Annotated in this window: 13 protein-coding genes; 12 read left to right on the top strand and 1 reads right to left on the bottom strand. The window is 57.3% G+C overall.

The genetic code is table 11. The features are described 5' to 3' along the window. Nucleotides 1-396 precede the first annotated feature (396 nt). Complete coding sequence (gene gltA, locus AC3ZVB_RS01415) at nt 397-1,686, bottom strand: citrate synthase (protein ID WP_003222994.1); 1,290 nt, start codon at nt 1,684-1,686, stop codon at nt 397-399. 363 nt (nt 1,687-2,049) lie between these two features. Here gltA and sdhC point away from each other — a divergent pair, with 363 nt between their 5' ends. The 12 genes from sdhC to AC3ZVB_RS01475 all read left to right on the top strand — a co-directional run bounded on the left by sdhC (nt 2,050) and on the right by AC3ZVB_RS01475 (nt 16,429). Next, on the top strand, nt 2,050-2,424 hold the full coding sequence (gene sdhC, locus AC3ZVB_RS01420; RefSeq protein WP_162436054.1) for a succinate dehydrogenase, cytochrome b556 subunit: 375 nt from the start codon (nt 2,050-2,052) through the stop codon (nt 2,422-2,424). Further along, nucleotides 2,418-2,786 (top strand): succinate dehydrogenase, hydrophobic membrane anchor protein, encoded by a 369-nt coding sequence (gene sdhD, locus AC3ZVB_RS01425; RefSeq protein WP_007977503.1) that lies wholly within the window; start codon nt 2,418-2,420, stop codon nt 2,784-2,786. Before sdhC ends, sdhD begins: the two co-directional genes overlap by 7 nt. Nucleotides 2,787-2,789: 3 nt before the next feature. Next, the gene (gene sdhA / locus AC3ZVB_RS01430) at nt 2,790-4,562 is read left to right on the top strand and encodes a succinate dehydrogenase flavoprotein subunit (RefSeq protein WP_162436055.1); all 1,773 of its coding nucleotides are present in this window, start codon (nt 2,790-2,792) and stop codon (nt 4,560-4,562) included. Between the two features lie 11 nt (nt 4,563-4,573). Beyond that, a complete protein-coding gene (locus AC3ZVB_RS01435; RefSeq protein WP_162436056.1) occupies nt 4,574-5,278 on the top strand; it encodes a succinate dehydrogenase iron-sulfur subunit in 705 nt (234 codons plus the stop codon). Between the two features lie 262 nt (nt 5,279-5,540). Further along, entirely contained in the window at nt 5,541-8,372 is a 2,832-nt protein-coding gene (locus tag AC3ZVB_RS01440; RefSeq protein WP_162436057.1) for a 2-oxoglutarate dehydrogenase E1 component, read from the top strand. 42 nt (nt 8,373-8,414) lie between these two features. Beyond that, a complete protein-coding gene (odhB, locus tag AC3ZVB_RS01445) occupies nt 8,415-9,632 on the top strand; it encodes a 2-oxoglutarate dehydrogenase complex dihydrolipoyllysine-residue succinyltransferase (RefSeq protein ID WP_490145576.1) in 1,218 nt (405 codons plus the stop codon). 98 nt (nt 9,633-9,730) lie between these two features. Beyond that, nucleotides 9,731-11,167 (top strand): dihydrolipoyl dehydrogenase, encoded by a 1,437-nt coding sequence (gene lpdA, locus AC3ZVB_RS01450; protein WP_490145577.1) that lies wholly within the window; start codon nt 9,731-9,733, stop codon nt 11,165-11,167. 196 nt (nt 11,168-11,363) lie between these two features. After that, nucleotides 11,364-12,530: an ADP-forming succinate--CoA ligase subunit beta gene (sucC, locus tag AC3ZVB_RS01455; protein ID WP_008148602.1), complete on the top strand. Its 1,167-nt coding sequence runs from the start codon at nt 11,364-11,366 to the stop codon at nt 12,528-12,530. Then, nucleotides 12,530-13,411: a succinate--CoA ligase subunit alpha gene (gene sucD / locus AC3ZVB_RS01460; protein ID WP_008148605.1), complete on the top strand. Its 882-nt coding sequence runs from the start codon at nt 12,530-12,532 to the stop codon at nt 13,409-13,411. The genes sucC and sucD overlap by 1 nt, the downstream gene beginning before the upstream one ends. A 393-nt stretch (nt 13,412-13,804) precedes the next feature. Continuing rightward, nucleotides 13,805-15,118 carry a branched-chain amino acid transport system II carrier protein gene (brnQ, locus tag AC3ZVB_RS01465; RefSeq protein WP_162436060.1) on the top strand — a complete coding sequence of 438 codons (1,314 nt, stop codon included), beginning with the start codon at nt 13,805-13,807 and terminating at the stop codon, nt 15,116-15,118. A gap of 172 nt (nt 15,119-15,290) precedes the next feature. Then, nucleotides 15,291-16,028: a DUF599 domain-containing protein gene (locus tag AC3ZVB_RS01470; protein ID WP_162436061.1), complete on the top strand. Its 738-nt coding sequence runs from the start codon at nt 15,291-15,293 to the stop codon at nt 16,026-16,028. Then, nucleotides 16,028-16,429 carry an MAPEG family protein gene (locus AC3ZVB_RS01475; protein WP_162436062.1) on the top strand — a complete coding sequence of 134 codons (402 nt, stop codon included), beginning with the start codon at nt 16,028-16,030 and terminating at the stop codon, nt 16,427-16,429. Before AC3ZVB_RS01470 ends, AC3ZVB_RS01475 begins: the two co-directional genes overlap by 1 nt. Nucleotides 16,430-16,453 lie beyond the last annotated feature (24 nt).

Below are 16,453 nucleotides of genomic sequence, written 5' to 3' on the forward strand. Positions count from 1 at the left end.
AACGAAATGCGCGTAGCAACCCGGGTTTTCCTGACAGGCAGGCAATAGCGAACGCAGGTCCGCGGGGTTGTTTTGTGAGGGCTGGCAAGAATCGAATCGCAAGGGGCGATTCAGGTCTGAAGGCAAAGCGCGCGCTAGCACGTTGAGCCCTTAGCTTGCAGCAAGAGCCGACGATAGCCGGAAGATGAGTCCTGTGTCAGAAACGAACAGTCCTGACATGGACAGGCGAAACTATACAGACTTGGAGCAAGATTAACTCGTTGTCTGTATACAATAATGTGCTGACGGGCCTGGCGCCGTCAGCGATGTGCACAAACAAAAACGGCCTCCTGCTCTTTATATAAGAGGCAGGAGGCCGTTTCCGGTACTGCAAAAGACGTTATCGCAAGACAGGTCTTATTTGCGGTCTTCCAGCTTGGTGATGTCGCGCGACTCGTAGCCGGTGTACAGCTGGCGTGGGCGGCCAATCTTGTACGGGCTGGAGAGCATTTCTTTCCAGTGGGAGATCCAGCCGACGGTCCGCGCCAGGGCGAAGATTACGGTGAACATGCTGGTTGGAATGCCGATCGCCTTGAGGATGATCCCCGAGTAGAAGTCGACGTTCGGGTACAGCGAGCGTTCGATGAAGTAAGGGTCGGTCAGGGCGATCTCTTCCAGGCGCATGGCCAGTTCGAGTTGCGGATCGTTGTTGATGCCCAGCTCTTTCAGTACTTCGTCGCAGGTCTGCTTCATCACGGTGGCGCGAGGGTCGCGGTTTTTGTAAACCCGGTGACCGAAGCCCATCAGTTTGAACGGATCGTTCTTGTCCTTGGCCTTGGCGATGAATTTGTCGATGTTCGACACATCGCCAATTTCATCCAGCATGGTCAGAACAGCTTCGTTCGCGCCGCCGTGGGCAGGGCCCCACAGTGCAGCGATACCGGCGGCGATGCAGGCGAACGGGTTGGCACCCGAAGAGCCAGCCAGACGTACGGTGGAAGTCGATGCGTTTTGCTCGTGGTCGGCATGGAGGATGAAGATCCGGTCCATGGCCTTGGCGAGTACCGGGCTGATCGGTTTGATCTCGCACGGAGTGTTGAACATCATGTGCAGGAAGTTTTCCGCGTACGTCAGGTCGTTGCGCGGGTACATCATGGGTTGACCCATGGAGTACTTGTAAACCATCGCTGCCAGGGTCGGCATCTTGGCAACCAGGCGGATCGCGGAGATTTCGCGATGCTGCGGGTTATTGATGTCGAGGGAGTCGTGGTAGAAGGCCGAGAGGGCGCCGACTACGCCGCACATGACGGCCATCGGGTGGGCGTCGCGACGGAAGCCGTTGAAGAAGGTCTTCAGCTGTTCGTGAACCATGGTGTGGTTCTTGACGGTGCTGACGAACTGGGCCTTCTGTTCTGCGGTCGGCAATTCGCCGTTGAGCAACAGATAGCAGGTTTCCAGGTAGTCCGACTTTTCAGCCAACTGCTCGATCGGGTAACCGCGGTGCAACAGAATGCCGTTGTCGCCGTCGATATAGGTGATCTTCGACTCGCAGGAGGCGGTCGACATGAAACCAGGGTCAAAGGTGAAACGGCCCGTGGCCGTCAGGCCCCGAACATCGATAACATCGGGACCAACGGTGCCGGTTAAAATGGGCAGCTCGACGGGGGCTGCGCCCTCGATGATCAACTGCGCTTTTTTGTCAGCCATGTGGCCTCCTATTTATGCTTGAAATCATCAGACAGACCCCCCACGCAGGGCCCGCACCACTATAGTGAGATAAATTCGAATGTCAATTTGCCTAAAGTCTTGCTCCAGAAGGCTTTAACCGTACTTTTTCCTCGAAATTGCCTGCCATTTACGCCTTTTATTCAACTTGTGCAATGCGCTATTAGGGGAAGGTGAACGCGTTGTCATTAGTAGCCTAACTGTCTATACTCGGCCACCGACCGCCAGGGGCTTTTGGGCCTGCTTTATTGGGGGTCGCATCCCTGGGTGGTGGTTACCTGACCAGTGCACTCCCCAACAACTTTGCCCTGATTGTTAGGGGCTCTTCAGTGTGAAAAAAAAGCCGTGAAAAGCCAACGACCTGTAAACCTAGACCTAAGGACCATCAAACTCCCCATCACCGGCGTTACGTCGTTTCTTCACCGTGTTTCCGGCATCATCCTCTTCCTGGGCCTTGGCTTCATGCTTTATGCATTGGGCAAGTCTCTGGGTTCCGAGGAAGGTTTTGCCGACGTGAAGGCAACCTTGACCAGCCCGCTGGCCAAGTTCGTAGCATGGGGCCTCCTGTCCGCTCTTCTGTATCACCTGGTAGCCGGTGTGCGCCACTTGATCATGGATATGGGCATCGGTGAGACGCTGGAAGGCGGCCGCCTGGGCTCGAAAATTATCATCGCCATTTCCGTGGTGTTGATCGTTCTGGCAGGAGTTTGGATATGGTAACCAGCGTTACGAACCTTTCGCGTTCCGGCCTTTATGACTGGATGGCGCAACGTGTGTCTGCGGTCGTTCTCGCGGCTTATTTCATCTTCCTGATCGGATACCTCGCTGCGAACCCGGGCATTGGCTACGACCAATGGCACGGCCTGTTCGCCCACAACGGGATGCGTATCTTCAGTCTGCTGGCCCTTGTGGCCCTGGGCGCTCACGCCTGGGTCGGCATGTGGACCATCGCGACCGACTACCTGACGCCGATGGCGCTGGGCAAGTCCGCGACTGCAGTACGTTTCCTTTTCCAGGCAGTATGCGGCGTTGCGATGTTCGCTTACTTCGTCTGGGGTGTGCAGATTCTCTGGGGTATCTGATTCATGGCTAACATTCCAACGATTTCTTTCGACGCCATCATTATTGGTGGTGGCGGTGCCGGCATGCGCGCAGCGCTGCAATTGGCACAGGGCGGTCACAAGACTGCCGTAATCACCAAGGTTTTCCCGACCCGTTCGCACACTGTGTCCGCTCAGGGTGGCATTACCTGCGCCATCGCTTCGGCCGATCCGAACGATGACTGGCGCTGGCACATGTACGATACCGTCAAGGGTTCCGACTACATCGGTGACCAGGACGCTATCGAATACATGTGTCAGGAAGGCCCTGCTGCGGTCTTTGAACTGGACCACATGGGTCTGCCGTTCTCCCGTACAGAGCAAGGTCGTATCTACCAGCGTCCATTCGGCGGTCAGTCGAAGGATTACGGTAAAGGTGGCCAGGCTGCCCGTACCTGCGCCGCTTCCGACCGTACCGGTCACGCGCTGCTGCACACCCTTTATCAGGGCAACCTGAAAGCTGGCACCACATTCCTCAACGAGTACTACGCAGTTGACCTGGTGAAAAACCAGGACGGCGCATTCGTGGGTGTGATCGCCATCTGCATCGAAACGGGCGAGACCAGCTACATCCGCGCCAAGGCCACCGTTCTGGCGACTGGTGGTGCCGGTCGTATCTACTCGTCCACCACCAATGCCCTGATCAACACCGGTGACGGCGTCGGCATGGCACTGCGTGCTGGCGTTCCGGTGCAAGACATCGAAATGTGGCAGTTCCACCCGACCGGTATTGCCGGCGCTGGTGTACTGGTGACTGAAGGTTGCCGTGGTGAAGGTGGTTACCTCATCAACAAGCACGGCGAGCGTTTCATGGAACGCTACGCTCCGAACGCCAAAGACCTTGCCGGTCGTGACGTTGTTGCCCGCTCGATGGTTAAAGAAATCATCGCCGGTAACGGTTGCGGTCCGAATGGCGACCACGTACTGCTCAAGCTCGATCACCTGGGCGAAGAAGTACTGCACAGCCGTCTGCCAGGCATCTGCGAACTGTCCAAGACCTTTGCTCACGTTGACCCGGTTGTTGCTCCGGTTCCGGTTGTTCCGACTTGCCACTATATGATGGGCGGTGTTCCGACCAACATTCATGGCCAGGCGATCACCCAGGATGCCGAAGGCGTCGACACCATCATCCCTGGCCTGTTCGCAGTGGGTGAAGTGGCTTGCGTATCGGTTCACGGTGCCAACCGTCTGGGCGGCAACTCGTTGCTCGACCTGGTTGTGTTCGGTCGTGCGGCCGGTCTGCACCTGGAAAAAGCGCTGACTGACGGCATCGAATACGATGACGCTACCGACGCCAACATCGAAACCGCCCTGGCGCGTCTGTCCGCTCTGAACGAGCGTACCGATGGCGAAGACGTGGCAACCCTGCGTCGCGAGCTGCAGAGCTGCATGCAGAACTACTTCGGTGTATTCCGTACCGGCGAATACATGCAGAAGGGTATTGCCCAGCTGGCTGACCTGCGCGTGCGCATCGCCAACGTCAAGATCAACGATAAGTCGCAGGCGTTCAACACTGCGCGTATCGAAGCGCTGGAACTGCAAAACCTGCTGGAAGTGGCCGAAGCCACCGCCATCGCTGCAGAGATCCGTAAAGAGTCCCGCGGTGCTCACGCCCGTGAAGACTTCGAAGACCGCGACGATGAAAACTGGCTGTGCCACACCCTGTTCTTCCCGGGTGACAAGCGCGTTACCAAACGTGCCGTAAACTTCTCGCCGAAAACTGTTCCGACTTTTGAACCTAAGATTCGGACTTATTAAGGGTGGCCGCCATGTTGAAAGTCAGCGTTTATCGTTACAACCCTGATCAGGACGCCGCGCCGTTCATGCAGGAGTTCCAGGTTGATACCGGTGGTAAAGACCTGATGGTGCTGGACGTGCTGGCCCTGATCAAAGAGCAGGACGAAGGCTTCTCCTATCGTCGCTCTTGCCGTGAAGGTGTTTGCGGTTCCGACGGCATGAACATCAACGGCAAAAACGGTCTGGCGTGCGTCACGCCGCTGTCCGCTGTCGTAAAAGGTAACAAGTTGGTTGTTCGTCCACTGCCAGGTTTGCCGGTCATTCGTGACCTGGTCGTCGATATGAGCATCTTCTACAAGCAATACGAGAAGGTGAAGCCTTACCTGCAGAACGACACGCCGGCTCCGGCCATCGAGCGTCTGCAGTCCCCTGAAGAGCGTGAAAAGCTCGACGGTCTGTACGAGTGCATCCTGTGCGCTTGCTGCTCGACCTCGTGCCCGTCCTTCTGGTGGAACCCGGACAAGTTCCTGGGTCCAGCTGCCCTGCTGCAAGCGTACCGCTTCCTGGCAGACAGCCGTGATACCAGGACGTCCGAGCGTCTGGCTTCGCTGGATGACCCGTTCAGCGTATTCCGCTGCCGCGGGATCATGAACTGCGTCAACGTATGTCCGAAAGGCCTGAACCCGACTAAGGCCATCGGTCACATTCGTAACATGCTTCTGCAAAGCGGCGTGTGATACAGCTGTAGTACCCGCAACATTGCTGTACCCGTAGATGCTACGGCGCAGGCTTCAACCGGCGCCGTAGTTTTAACCTGAGCAGCAGCCCATAAAGCTGCGGCTCTTATTTTGAAGAAATGAGACAAGCAGGGGCATCCGGGCTGGTACCCGGACTATCAGCGTGATCCAAGGTGGCTTGTTTTAGTCGCTGCATTCGGACTTCTGCAAGCGTGCTCGGTATCGACGCCGGTGGTGTTCCCCTAACCGAGGGTGACCAAGCATGCAAGAAAGCGTGATGCAGCGCATGTGGAACAGCGCCTACCTATCCGGTAGTAACGCTGCCTATGTGGAAGAGCTCTACGAGCTCTACCTGCACGACCCTAACGCTGTGCCAGAAGAGTGGCGCACCTACTTCCAGAAGTTGCCTGCTGACGGCAACACTGCCACCGATGTTTCGCACTCCACAATTCGCGATCATTTCGTCTTGCTGGCAAAGAACCAGCGCCGCGCACAACCGGTTTCCGCCGGCAGCGTGAGCAGTGAGCACGAGAAGAAGCAAGTTGAAGTGCTGCGATTGATCCAGGCTTACCGTATGCGTGGCCACCAGGCAGCCCAGCTTGACCCGCTGGGGCTGTGGCAGCGTCCTGCACCTGCAGACCTGTCGATCAATCATTACGGCTTGACCAATGCCGATCTTGATACGACCTTCCGTGCCGGAGACCTGTTCATCGGCAAAGAGGAAGCGAGCCTACGCGAAATTCACGAAGCGTTGCAGCAGACATATTGCCGCACCATCGGCGCCGAATTTACGCACATCACCGATTCCGAGCAGCGCCAGTGGTTCCAGCAGCGTCTGGAAAGCGTGCGTGGCCGTCCGACGTACTCCGCCGATATCAAGAGCCATTTGCTTGAGCGCGTGACTGCCGGTGAAGGCCTGGAAAAATACCTGGGTACCAAATACCCGGGCACCAAGCGTTTCGGTCTGGAAGGCGGCGAGAGCCTGATTCCGATGCTTGACGAGCTGATCCAGCGTTCCGGTTCCTACGGCACCAAGGAAATCGTCATCGGCATGGCCCACCGTGGCCGTCTGAACGTTCTGGTCAACACCTTCGGCAAGAACCCGCGCGAGCTGTTCGACGAGTTCGAAGGCAAGAAGAAGGTCGAGCTGGGTTCCGGTGACGTTAAATACCACCAGGGCTTCTCGTCCAACGTGATGACCACCGGTGGTGAAGTTCACCTGGCCATGGCGTTCAACCCGTCCCACCTGGAAATCGTTTCCCCGGTGGTCGAGGGTTCGGTTCGCGCCCGTCAGGATCGTCGTAACGACCCTACCGGCGAGAAGGTTCTGCCGATCTCCATCCACGGTGACGCGGCATTCGCCGGTCAGGGCGTGGTGATGGAAACCTTCCAGATGTCGCAGACCCGCGGTTTCAAAACCGGCGGCACCGTGCACATCGTGATCAACAACCAGGTTGGTTTCACCATCAGCAACCCGCTGGACTCGCGTTCCACCGAGTACGCCACCGACGTTGCCAAAATGATCCAGGCGCCGATCCTCCATGTGAATGGTGATGATCCGGAAGCCGTGTTGTTCGTGACCCAGCTGGCCATCGATTACCGCATGCAGTTCAAGCGTGACGTGGTGATCGACCTGGTCTGCTACCGTCGTCGCGGCCACAACGAGGCCGACGAGCCGAGCGGCACCCAGCCGATCATGTATCAGCAGATCACCAAGCAGCGCACCACCCGTGAGCTGTACGCCGATCGTCTGACCCAGGGCGGTGTGGTCGACGCAGAGCGTGTTCAGGCGAAAGTCGACGAATACCGCAATGCGCTGGACAACGGTCTGCATGTTGTAAAAAGCCTGGTCAAAGAGCCGAATAAAGAGTTGTTCGTGGACTGGCGTCCGTATCTGGGCCACGCCTGGACCGCGCGTCACGACACTCGCTTCGATCTGAAAACCTTGCAGGAACTGTCCGCCAAGCTGCTGGAAATTCCAGAAGGCTTCGTGGTTCAGCGCCAGGTCTCGAAAATCTACGAAGACCGTCAGAAGATGCAAGTCGGCGGCCTGCCGATCAACTGGGGTTATGCCGAAACCATGGCGTACGCGACCCTGGCGTTCGAAGGTCACCCGATCCGCATGACGGGTCAGGACATCGGTCGCGGTACGTTCTCGCACCGTCACGCTGTCTTGCACAACCAGAAAGACGCGGGCACCTACATCCCGTTGCAAAACCTGTACAAGGGCCAGCCGCGTTTCGACCTGTACGATTCGTTCCTGTCCGAAGAAGCCGTACTGGCGTTCGAATACGGTTACTCGACCACCACGCCTGAGGCGCTGGTGATCTGGGAAGCCCAGTTCGGCGACTTCGCCAACGGTGCCCAGGTGGTTATCGACCAGTTCATCACCAGTGGCGAGCACAAGTGGGGCCGTCTTTGCGGTCTGACCATGCTGCTGCCGCACGGTTATGAAGGTCAGGGTCCGGAGCACTCTTCGGCTCGTCTGGAGCGTTACCTGCAGCTGTGCGCCGAGCACAACATCCAGGTAGCCGTACCGACTACGCCGGCTCAGATCTACCACTTGCTGCGTCGTCAGGTGATCCGCCCGCTGCGCAAGCCGTTGATCGTGCTGACTCCAAAGTCGCTGTTGCGTCACAAACTGGCCGTGTCGACCCTGGAAGATCTGGCCGAAGGTTCGTTCCAGACCGTTATCCCGGAAATCGATGTTCAAGACCCGAAAAAGGTCGAGCGCATTGTTCTGTGCAGCGGCAAGGTCTACTACGACCTGTTGGAAAAACGCCGTGCCGAAGGTCGTGACGACATCGCCGTCGTGCGTATCGAGCAGCTGTACCCATTCCCTGAGGACGACTTGAACGAAGTCCTGGCTCCGTACACCAACCTCAAACATATCGTTTGGTGTCAGGAAGAGCCGATGAACCAGGGTGCCTGGTACTGCAGCCAGCATCACATGCGCCGCATCGTTGGCAATCACAACAAGGCACTCGTACTCGAGTACGCCGGTCGTGACGCTTCCGCTGCACCGGCTTGTGGTTATGCATCGATGCACGCCGAACAGCAGGAAAAACTGCTGCAAGACGCCTTTACTGTTTAACGCCTTCGCGCACCTGAAACCGAATTTAAGGACCCACAGATAATGGCTATCGAAATCAAAGCCCCCACTTTTCCGGAATCGGTTGCCGATGGCACCGTTGCCACCTGGCACAAACAACCGGGCGACGCTGTAAAGCGTGATGACCTGATCGTCGATATCGAAACCGACAAGGTTGTTCTGGAAGTGTTGGCTACCGCTGACGGCGTGCTGGGCGCTATCGTCAAGAACGAAGGCGACACCGTTCTGTCCGACGAAGTGCTGGGTTCCATCGAAGCGGGCGGCGCTGCTGCCGCTCCAGCTGCCGCCGCAGCACCTGCTGCTGCACAAGCTGCTGCTCCTGCTGAAGGCGAAGACGATCCTGTTGCTGCACCGGCTGCTCGCAAGCTGGCTGAAGAAAACGGCATCAACATCTCCTCCGTTGCCGGTACTGGCAAAGGCGGTCGTGTGACCAAGGAAGACGTGGTTGCAGCTGTTGCCGCCAAGAAGTCCGCGCCTGCTGCCGCGCCTGCCAAGGCTGCTGCACCGGCTGCCGCTGCTCCGGTTTTCGCCGCTGGCGACCGCATCGAGAAGCGCGTTCCGATGACCCGTGTGCGGGCCACCGTTGCCAAGCGTCTGGTTGAAGCTCAATCGAACATGGCAATGCTGACGACTTTCAACGAAGTCGACATGACTGAAGTCATGGCGCTGCGTTCGAAGTACAAGGATCTCTTCGAGAAGAGCCATAACGGCGTACGCCTGGGCTTCATGTCGTTCTTCGTCAAGGCGGCTACCGAAGCGCTGAAACGCTTCCCGGCTGTCAACGCATCGATCGACGGTGCCGACATCGTTTACCACGGCTACGCTGACGTCGGCGTTGCTGTTTCCAGCGACCGTGGCCTGGTTGTACCGGTTCTGCGTAACGCCGAACTGATGAGCCTGGCTGAAATCGAAGGCGGCATCGCCACCTTCGGCAAGAAGGCTCGTGACGGCAAATTGTCCATGGACGAAATGACCGGCGGCACGTTCACCATCACCAACGGTGGTACCTTCGGTTCGATGATGTCGACCCCGATCGTCAACCCGCCGCAGGCGGCTATCCTGGGCATGCACAACATTCTGCAGCGTCCTATGGCGATCAACGGTCAGGTCGTTATCCGTCCGATGATGTACCTGGCTCTGTCCTACGATCACCGTCTGATCGATGGCAAAGAAGCTGTGACCTTCCTGGTTACCATCAAGAACCTGCTGGAAGACCCGGCTCGTTTGCTGCTGGATATCTGATAGAAGCGGCTGCAGGTCTCAAGCTTCAAGCGGCAAGAAATTGCGGCTTGGCTTGAGGCTTGCGGCTTCAAGCTTGTTGCCAAAAGAGGATTTTTTGAATGTCGCAGAAATTTGACGTAGTAGTGATCGGCGCGGGCCCTGGCGGCTATGTGGCTGCCATCAAAGCAGCGCAGCTGGGTCTCTCGACGGCCTGCATCGAGAAATACACCGACGGCGAAGGGAAGCTCGCGCTGGGCGGTACTTGCCTGAACGTCGGCTGCATTCCATCCAAGGCGCTGCTGGACAGCTCCTGGAAATACAAGGAAGCCAAAGAAGGCTTCGCGATCCACGGTATCAATCACGCTGGCGTGACCATGGACGTGGCTGCAATGGTTGGCCGTAAAGCCAATATCGTCAAAGGCCTGACCTCTGGCGTTGCAACCCTGTTCAAGGCTAACGGCGTAACGTCCCTGCAAGGCCACGGCAAACTGCTGGCCGGCAAGCGCGTTGAGCTGACCAAGCCAGACGGCACCGTTGAAATCATCGAAGCCGAGAACGTGATTCTGGCTTCGGGCTCGCGCCCGATCGATATTCCACCGGCTCCTGTTGACCAGAACGTGATCGTCGATTCGACGGGCGCACTGGAATTCCAGTCCGTGCCTAAGCGCCTGGGCGTGATCGGCGCTGGCGTCATCGGCCTGGAACTGGGTTCGGTATGGTCGCGTCTGGGTTCCCAGGTCGTCGTTCTGGAAGCGCTGGAGAAGTTCCTGCCGGCCGCTGACGAAGCGGTTTCCAAGGAAGCCTTCAAGACCCTGACCAAACAAGGTCTGGACATCAAGCTGGGCGCTCGCGTTACCGGTTCCAAAGTGAACGGCGACGAAGTCGTTGTGAACTACACCGATGCCAATGGCGAACAGAACATCACGTTCGACAAGCTGATCGTTGCCGTTGGTCGCCGTCCAGTGACCACCGAACTGTTGGCTGCCGACAGCGGTGTGAACATCGACGAGCGCGGTTTCGTTTTCGTTGACGACCAGTGCGCTACCAGCGTTCCGGGCGTTTACGCGATCGGTGACGTGGTTCGCGGCATGATGCTGGCGCACAAGGCGTCCGAAGAAGGCATCATGGTCGTTGAGCGCATCAAGGGCCACAAAGCCCAAATCAACTATGACCTGATCCCGTCTGTTATTTATACTCACCCGGAAATCGCATGGGTGGGTAAAACCGAGCAGACCTTGAAAGCCGAAGGCGTTGAAGTTAACGTCGGCACCTTCCCGTTCGCCGCTTCTGGCCGTGCCATGGCAGCCAACGATACCGGTGGTTTCGTCAAGGTCATCGCCGATGCCAAGACTGACCGCGTATTGGGCGTCCACGTCATTGGCCCGAGCGCTGCAGAACTGGTTCAGCAGGGCGCGATCGGTATGGAATTCGGCACCAGCACTGAAGACCTGGGCATGATGGTTTTCTCCCATCCGACCCTGTCTGAAGCCTTGCACGAAGCAGCTCTGGCTGTGAATGGCGGCGCCATCCACATCGCCAACCGCAAGAAGCGTTAAGACAATAAGAAACCACGGCGGTATAGCCCGTCGTGAGCCTTGCATGCAAAGCTCACCGCGGAACATCCGCTGGACGCAGTCTTGCGTAGCTGCACCGGTTGTCCGGAAAGGCTACGCAAGCAGCAGTCACAGGTGGTGCGGCACTTGAACAAGTGCAGCACCGAATGCGCAGTACCTAACGAAGACGGTAATAAGCATGAATCTTCACGAGTATCAGGGTAAGCAGCTGTTCGCTGAGTACGGCCTGCCAGTATCCCAGGGTTTCGCCGTAGACACCCCGGAAGCAGCAGCAGAAGCTTGCGACAAAATCGGTGGTACCGAGTGGGTTGTCAAAGCCCAGGTCCACGCTGGTGGTCGCGGTAAAGCGGGCGGCGTAAAGCTGGTTCGCAGCAAAGAAGACGCCAAAGCATTCGCACAGCAGTGGCTGGGCAAGCGTCTGGTGACTTACCAGACTGATGCCAATGGTCAGCCAGTCACCAAGATCCTGGTTGAATCGTGCACTGATATCGCTAAAGAGCTGTACCTGGGCGCTGTCGTTGACCGTTCCAGCCGTCGTATCGTGTTCATGGCTTCCACCGAAGGTGGCGTGGACATCGAGAAGATCGCTCACGACACGCCTGAAAAAATCCTGAAGGCCACTATCGATCCACTGGTTGGCGCTCAGCCATTCCAGGGTCGCGAGCTGGCATTCCAGCTGGGTCTGGAAGGCAAGCAAGTTGCTCAGTTCGCCAAGATCTTTGTAGGTCTGGCCAAACTGTTCAAGGATCACGACCTGGCCCTGCTGGAAGTGAACCCGCTGGTGATCAAGGCTGACGGCGATCTGCATTGCCTCGACGCCAAGATCAACATCGACGCCAACGCCATGTACCGTCAGCCTAAGCTGAAGACTTTCCACGATCCGTCGCAAGACGATCCGCGCGAAGCGCACGCTGCCAAGTTCGAACTGAACTACGTAGCACTGGAAGGCAACATCGGTTGCATGGTCAACGGTGCTGGCCTGGCCATGGGTACCATGGACATCGTCAACCTGCATGGCGGCAAACCAGCCAACTTCCTCGACGTGGGCGGCGGTGCTACCAAAGAACGCGTTACCGAAGCGTTCAAGATCATCCTGTCCGACACTAACGTCGCTGCAGTATTGGTCAACATCTTCGGCGGCATCGTTCGTTGCGACATGATTGCCGAAGGCATCATCGGCGCTGTGAAAGAAGTCGGCGTGAAAATCCCGGTTGTTGTTCGCCTTGAAGGCAACAACGCTGAGCTGGGCGCTAAAGTACTGGCAGAAAGCGGTTTGAACATCATCGCTGCTACCAGCCTGACCGACGCTGCTCAACAAGTTGTCAAAGCTGCGGAGGGCAAATAATGAGCGTCCTGATCAATAAAGACACCAAAGTTATCTGCCAGGGTATTACCGGTTCGCAAGGTAGTTTCCACACCCAGCAAGCCATCGAATACGGCACCAAGATGGTTGGTGGCGTTACGCCTGGCAAAGGCGGCACCGAGCACCTGGGTCTGCCAGTGTTCAACACCGTGAAAGATGCTGTAGCTGCCACTGGCGCCACCGCCAGCGTGATCTACGTTCCAGCTCCTTTCTGCAAAGATTCGATCCTGGAAGCTGCTTTCGGCGGCATCAAGCTGATCGTTTGCATCACCGAAGGCATTCCTACCCTGGACATGCTGGACGCTAAAGTTAAGTGCGACGAGCTGGGCGTAGTCCTGATCGGCCCTAACTGCCCAGGCGTGATCACCCCAGGCGAATGCAAGATCGGCATCATGCCAGGTCACATTCACTTGCCAGGCAAGGTCGGTATCGTTTCCCGTTCCGGCACCCTGACCTACGAAGCTGTGAAGCAGACTACTGACGCCGGTTTCGGTCAGTCGACTTGCGTCGGCATCGGTGGTGACCCGATCCCGGGTTCGAACTTCATCGACATCCTGAAGCTGTTCCAGGAAGACCCTAAGACCGAAGCGATCGTTATGATCGGTGAGATCGGCGGTTCGGCTGAAGAAGAAGCGGCTGCCTACATCAAGGCACACGTGACCAAGCCGGTTGTTTCCTACATCGCTGGTGTGACTGCCCCTGCAGGCAAGCGCATGGGCCATGCTGGCGCAATCATCTCTGGCGGCAAAGGCACTGCAGACGAGAAGTTTGCTGCCCTGGAAGACGCAGGCGTTAAAACCGTGCGTTCGCTGGCAGACATCGGCAAGGCTTTGTCCGAGCTGACCGGTTGGGCGATCAAATAAGCTTCGTGCTTGGCTGACGCTTCACCAAACAAAGGCCACCTTCGGGTGGCCTTTGTTGTTTCTGAGGATCAAAAGATCGCAGCCTTCGGCAGCTCCTACATGGGGTTGCGTACCAAACGTAGGGCTGCCGAAGGCTGCGATCTTTTGATCTTTGCTTTTTAAATGAAATTTACATACGAAAACGCGACATTGAATTGTCGTGTATCGGATAGTTCGCCCTCTAACAGTGCGTTCGTCACCCAAATTAGTTAGGCTAGCCGCCATTTTTGCGTCAGCGTCCCACAAGGAAGCGTCGCGCTAAAAGGGTCAGTCCTATGCGGACCGACAGCATTTCCCTCACCCATAAGGGAAATCCCTCTCTAAATTCCGATTCAGTAGTGTGGTATTTCCTTAATGAAAGTGTTGAAAGGCCAGGACATCCTGGCACTTGGTTTTATGACGTTTGCCCTGTTTGTCGGGGCTGGCAATATCATCTTCCCGCCTATCGTCGGTTTGCAGTCCGGGCCTCATGTCTGGATGGCGGCGCTAGGGTTCCTGATCACTGCAGTCGGTTTGCCGGTCATCACCGTTGTAGCCCTGGCCAAGGTCGGCGGCGCCATGGATGCATTGAGCAGCCCGATCGGTAAAGTCGCCGGAGGCTTGCTGGCCGCCGCGTGCTACCTCGCTGTAGGCCCTTTGTTCGCCACTCCCCGAACCGCTACCGTGTCGTTCGAAGTCGGCTTGGCACCGCTGACGGGTGAAAGCCCGCTGGCGCTGTTCCTCTATAGCTCGGTGTACTTCCTGCTTGTGTTCTTCATTTCGCTCTACCCGGGCCGACTGCTGGATACTGTAGGACGTTTCCTCGCGCCGCTGAAGATCATCGCCCTGGCGGCACTCGGTATTGCAGCGTTTGCTTTGCCCGCCGGTGATGTCGGTGTGGCCACGCCGGAATACGTGGCGGCTCCATTCTCCCAAGGCTTCATCAATGGTTACCTGACCATGGATACGCTGGGTGCGCTGGTGTTCGGCATCGTGATCGTCAACGCCATCCGCTCTCGTGGCGTTGATTCGCCGGTGCTGATTACACGTTACGCGATCATTGCAGGGCTGATCGCCGGCGTGGGCCTGGCGCTGGTTTACGTCAGTCTGTTCCGTCTTGGGTCGGGCAGCCATGAAGTGGCGGCCGGGGCTACCAACGGTGCGGCAGTGCTGCATGCCTATGTCCAACACACCTTCGGTTCGCTGGGCAGCGGTTTCCTTGCGGTGCTGATCTCGTTGGCGTGCCTGGTCACAGCGGTCGGTCTGACCTGCGCTTGTGCCGAGTACTTCAGCCGTGTGCTGCCACTGTCTTACAAGACCCTGGTGATTATCCTGGCGGCGTTTTCCCTCCTGGTGTCCAACCTGGGGCTCACCAAGTTGATTGCGTTCTCGATCCCGGTCCTGACCGCCATCTACCCGCCGTGCATCGCGTTGGTGGCGCTGAGCTTCTGCAAAGACTTCTGGCATGAGCAGGGCCGCATCGTCGGTCCGGTGATGCTGGTGTCGTTCATCTTCGGCCTGATCGATGCGCTTAAAGGCGCAGGTCTCGCGGACTGGATGCCTGCGCAGTTGTCCCACTTGCCGCTCAGCGAGCAAGGTTTGGCGTGGCTGGTGCCATCGGTCATGACGCTGGTGGTCGCAGTGGTCTGCGATCGCCTGCTGGGCAAACGCGAAGAAGCGTTGGCTTAAGCTTCCTCAAGGCCCGTCACAAACGGGCTGCGAGCACACAGGAAATGCCCCGTATCAATCGATGCGGGGCATTTTTTTTGCAAACGATGCAGTGTCTTTTTCCCTGATCTATCGTCGAACCACAGACAGTAAGCGCAAGGCTTGCCGACGCCACCACATCACAAGGACCTGCATGTCGTTCATCCACGCCAACCTGATCCATCTTCTCGCCGCGCTCTGGTTTGTCATCTGCTGGGGCGGCTACACCCGTTATGCCACGTGGAAAGGCCGCGACACCGCCTGCCTGGCCAGTGTGCTGCATCTTTATCGTGAAGACTGGATGCGCCGCATGCTGTTGCGCGACAACCGCATTGCCGACGCCAGTGTGATTGGCAACCTGGAACGTAATGCATCGTTCTTCGCCTCCAGCACGCTGATTATTCTGGCCGGTATCCTCACCGTGCTGGGTGCGTCCGAAAGGGCGGTGTCGTTGCTGGCGGATATTCCGATGGTGCAGCAGGCGTCCCAGGGCATGTCAGAGATCAAGCTGCTGTGCCTGGCAATGGTTTTTGTCTATGCGTTCTTCACGTTCAGCTGGTGCATGCGGCAATACAATTTTGCGGCCATCCTGGTCGGATCGGCCCCCATGGTCGGTGAGCGACATGTGTCCGAGCAGGAACGAAAGGCTTTTGCTGCCCGCGCCGCTCGTGTCATTTCCATGGCTGCCAACCAGTTCAACTTCGGGCTGCGCTCCTATTACTTTGGCATGACGATGCTGGCCTGGTTTGTCAGCCCGTGGTTGTTCATGCTGTTGAGTACCGGTGTGGTGCTGGTGCTGTACCGACGCGAGTTTCATTCTGACGTTCTCGACGTGATGGTCTATACCCCTACAGAGGCGCCATTGCCTGAAGCGAACAAAGAGGCTGTTTGATGAGTATTCCGTTTTGGTGTGTGTTTATCAGTGCATTGCTTATTTATGTGGCGCGCATGCCTGTCGCCAAAGCCATGAAAGAGCAGGGTGGTTACAACAATCACCTGCCGCGTCAGCAACAGGCACAACTCACCGGGTTCGGCGCGCGTGCGGTGGCGGCTCATCAGAACAGCATTGAAGCGTTCATCTTGTTTGCCGTCGGTGTCTTGATGGCTCACACCACGCAAACGGCGGGATGGTTGATTGACTCGCTGGCCATCATCTTTGTTATTTCCCGCATCATCTATCTGCTGTGCTACTGGGGCGATCTGGCCTGGCAACGCAGTCTGGTTTGGATCGTCGGATTAGTGTGTTCTTTGTTGCTGATGATTAGTCCGACTTTTAGAACTATTTTGCTGTAACCCTAAAGCCAAATCGCAGACAAA

The organism is Pseudomonas sp. MDV22-iso1 (assembly GCF_058145095.1).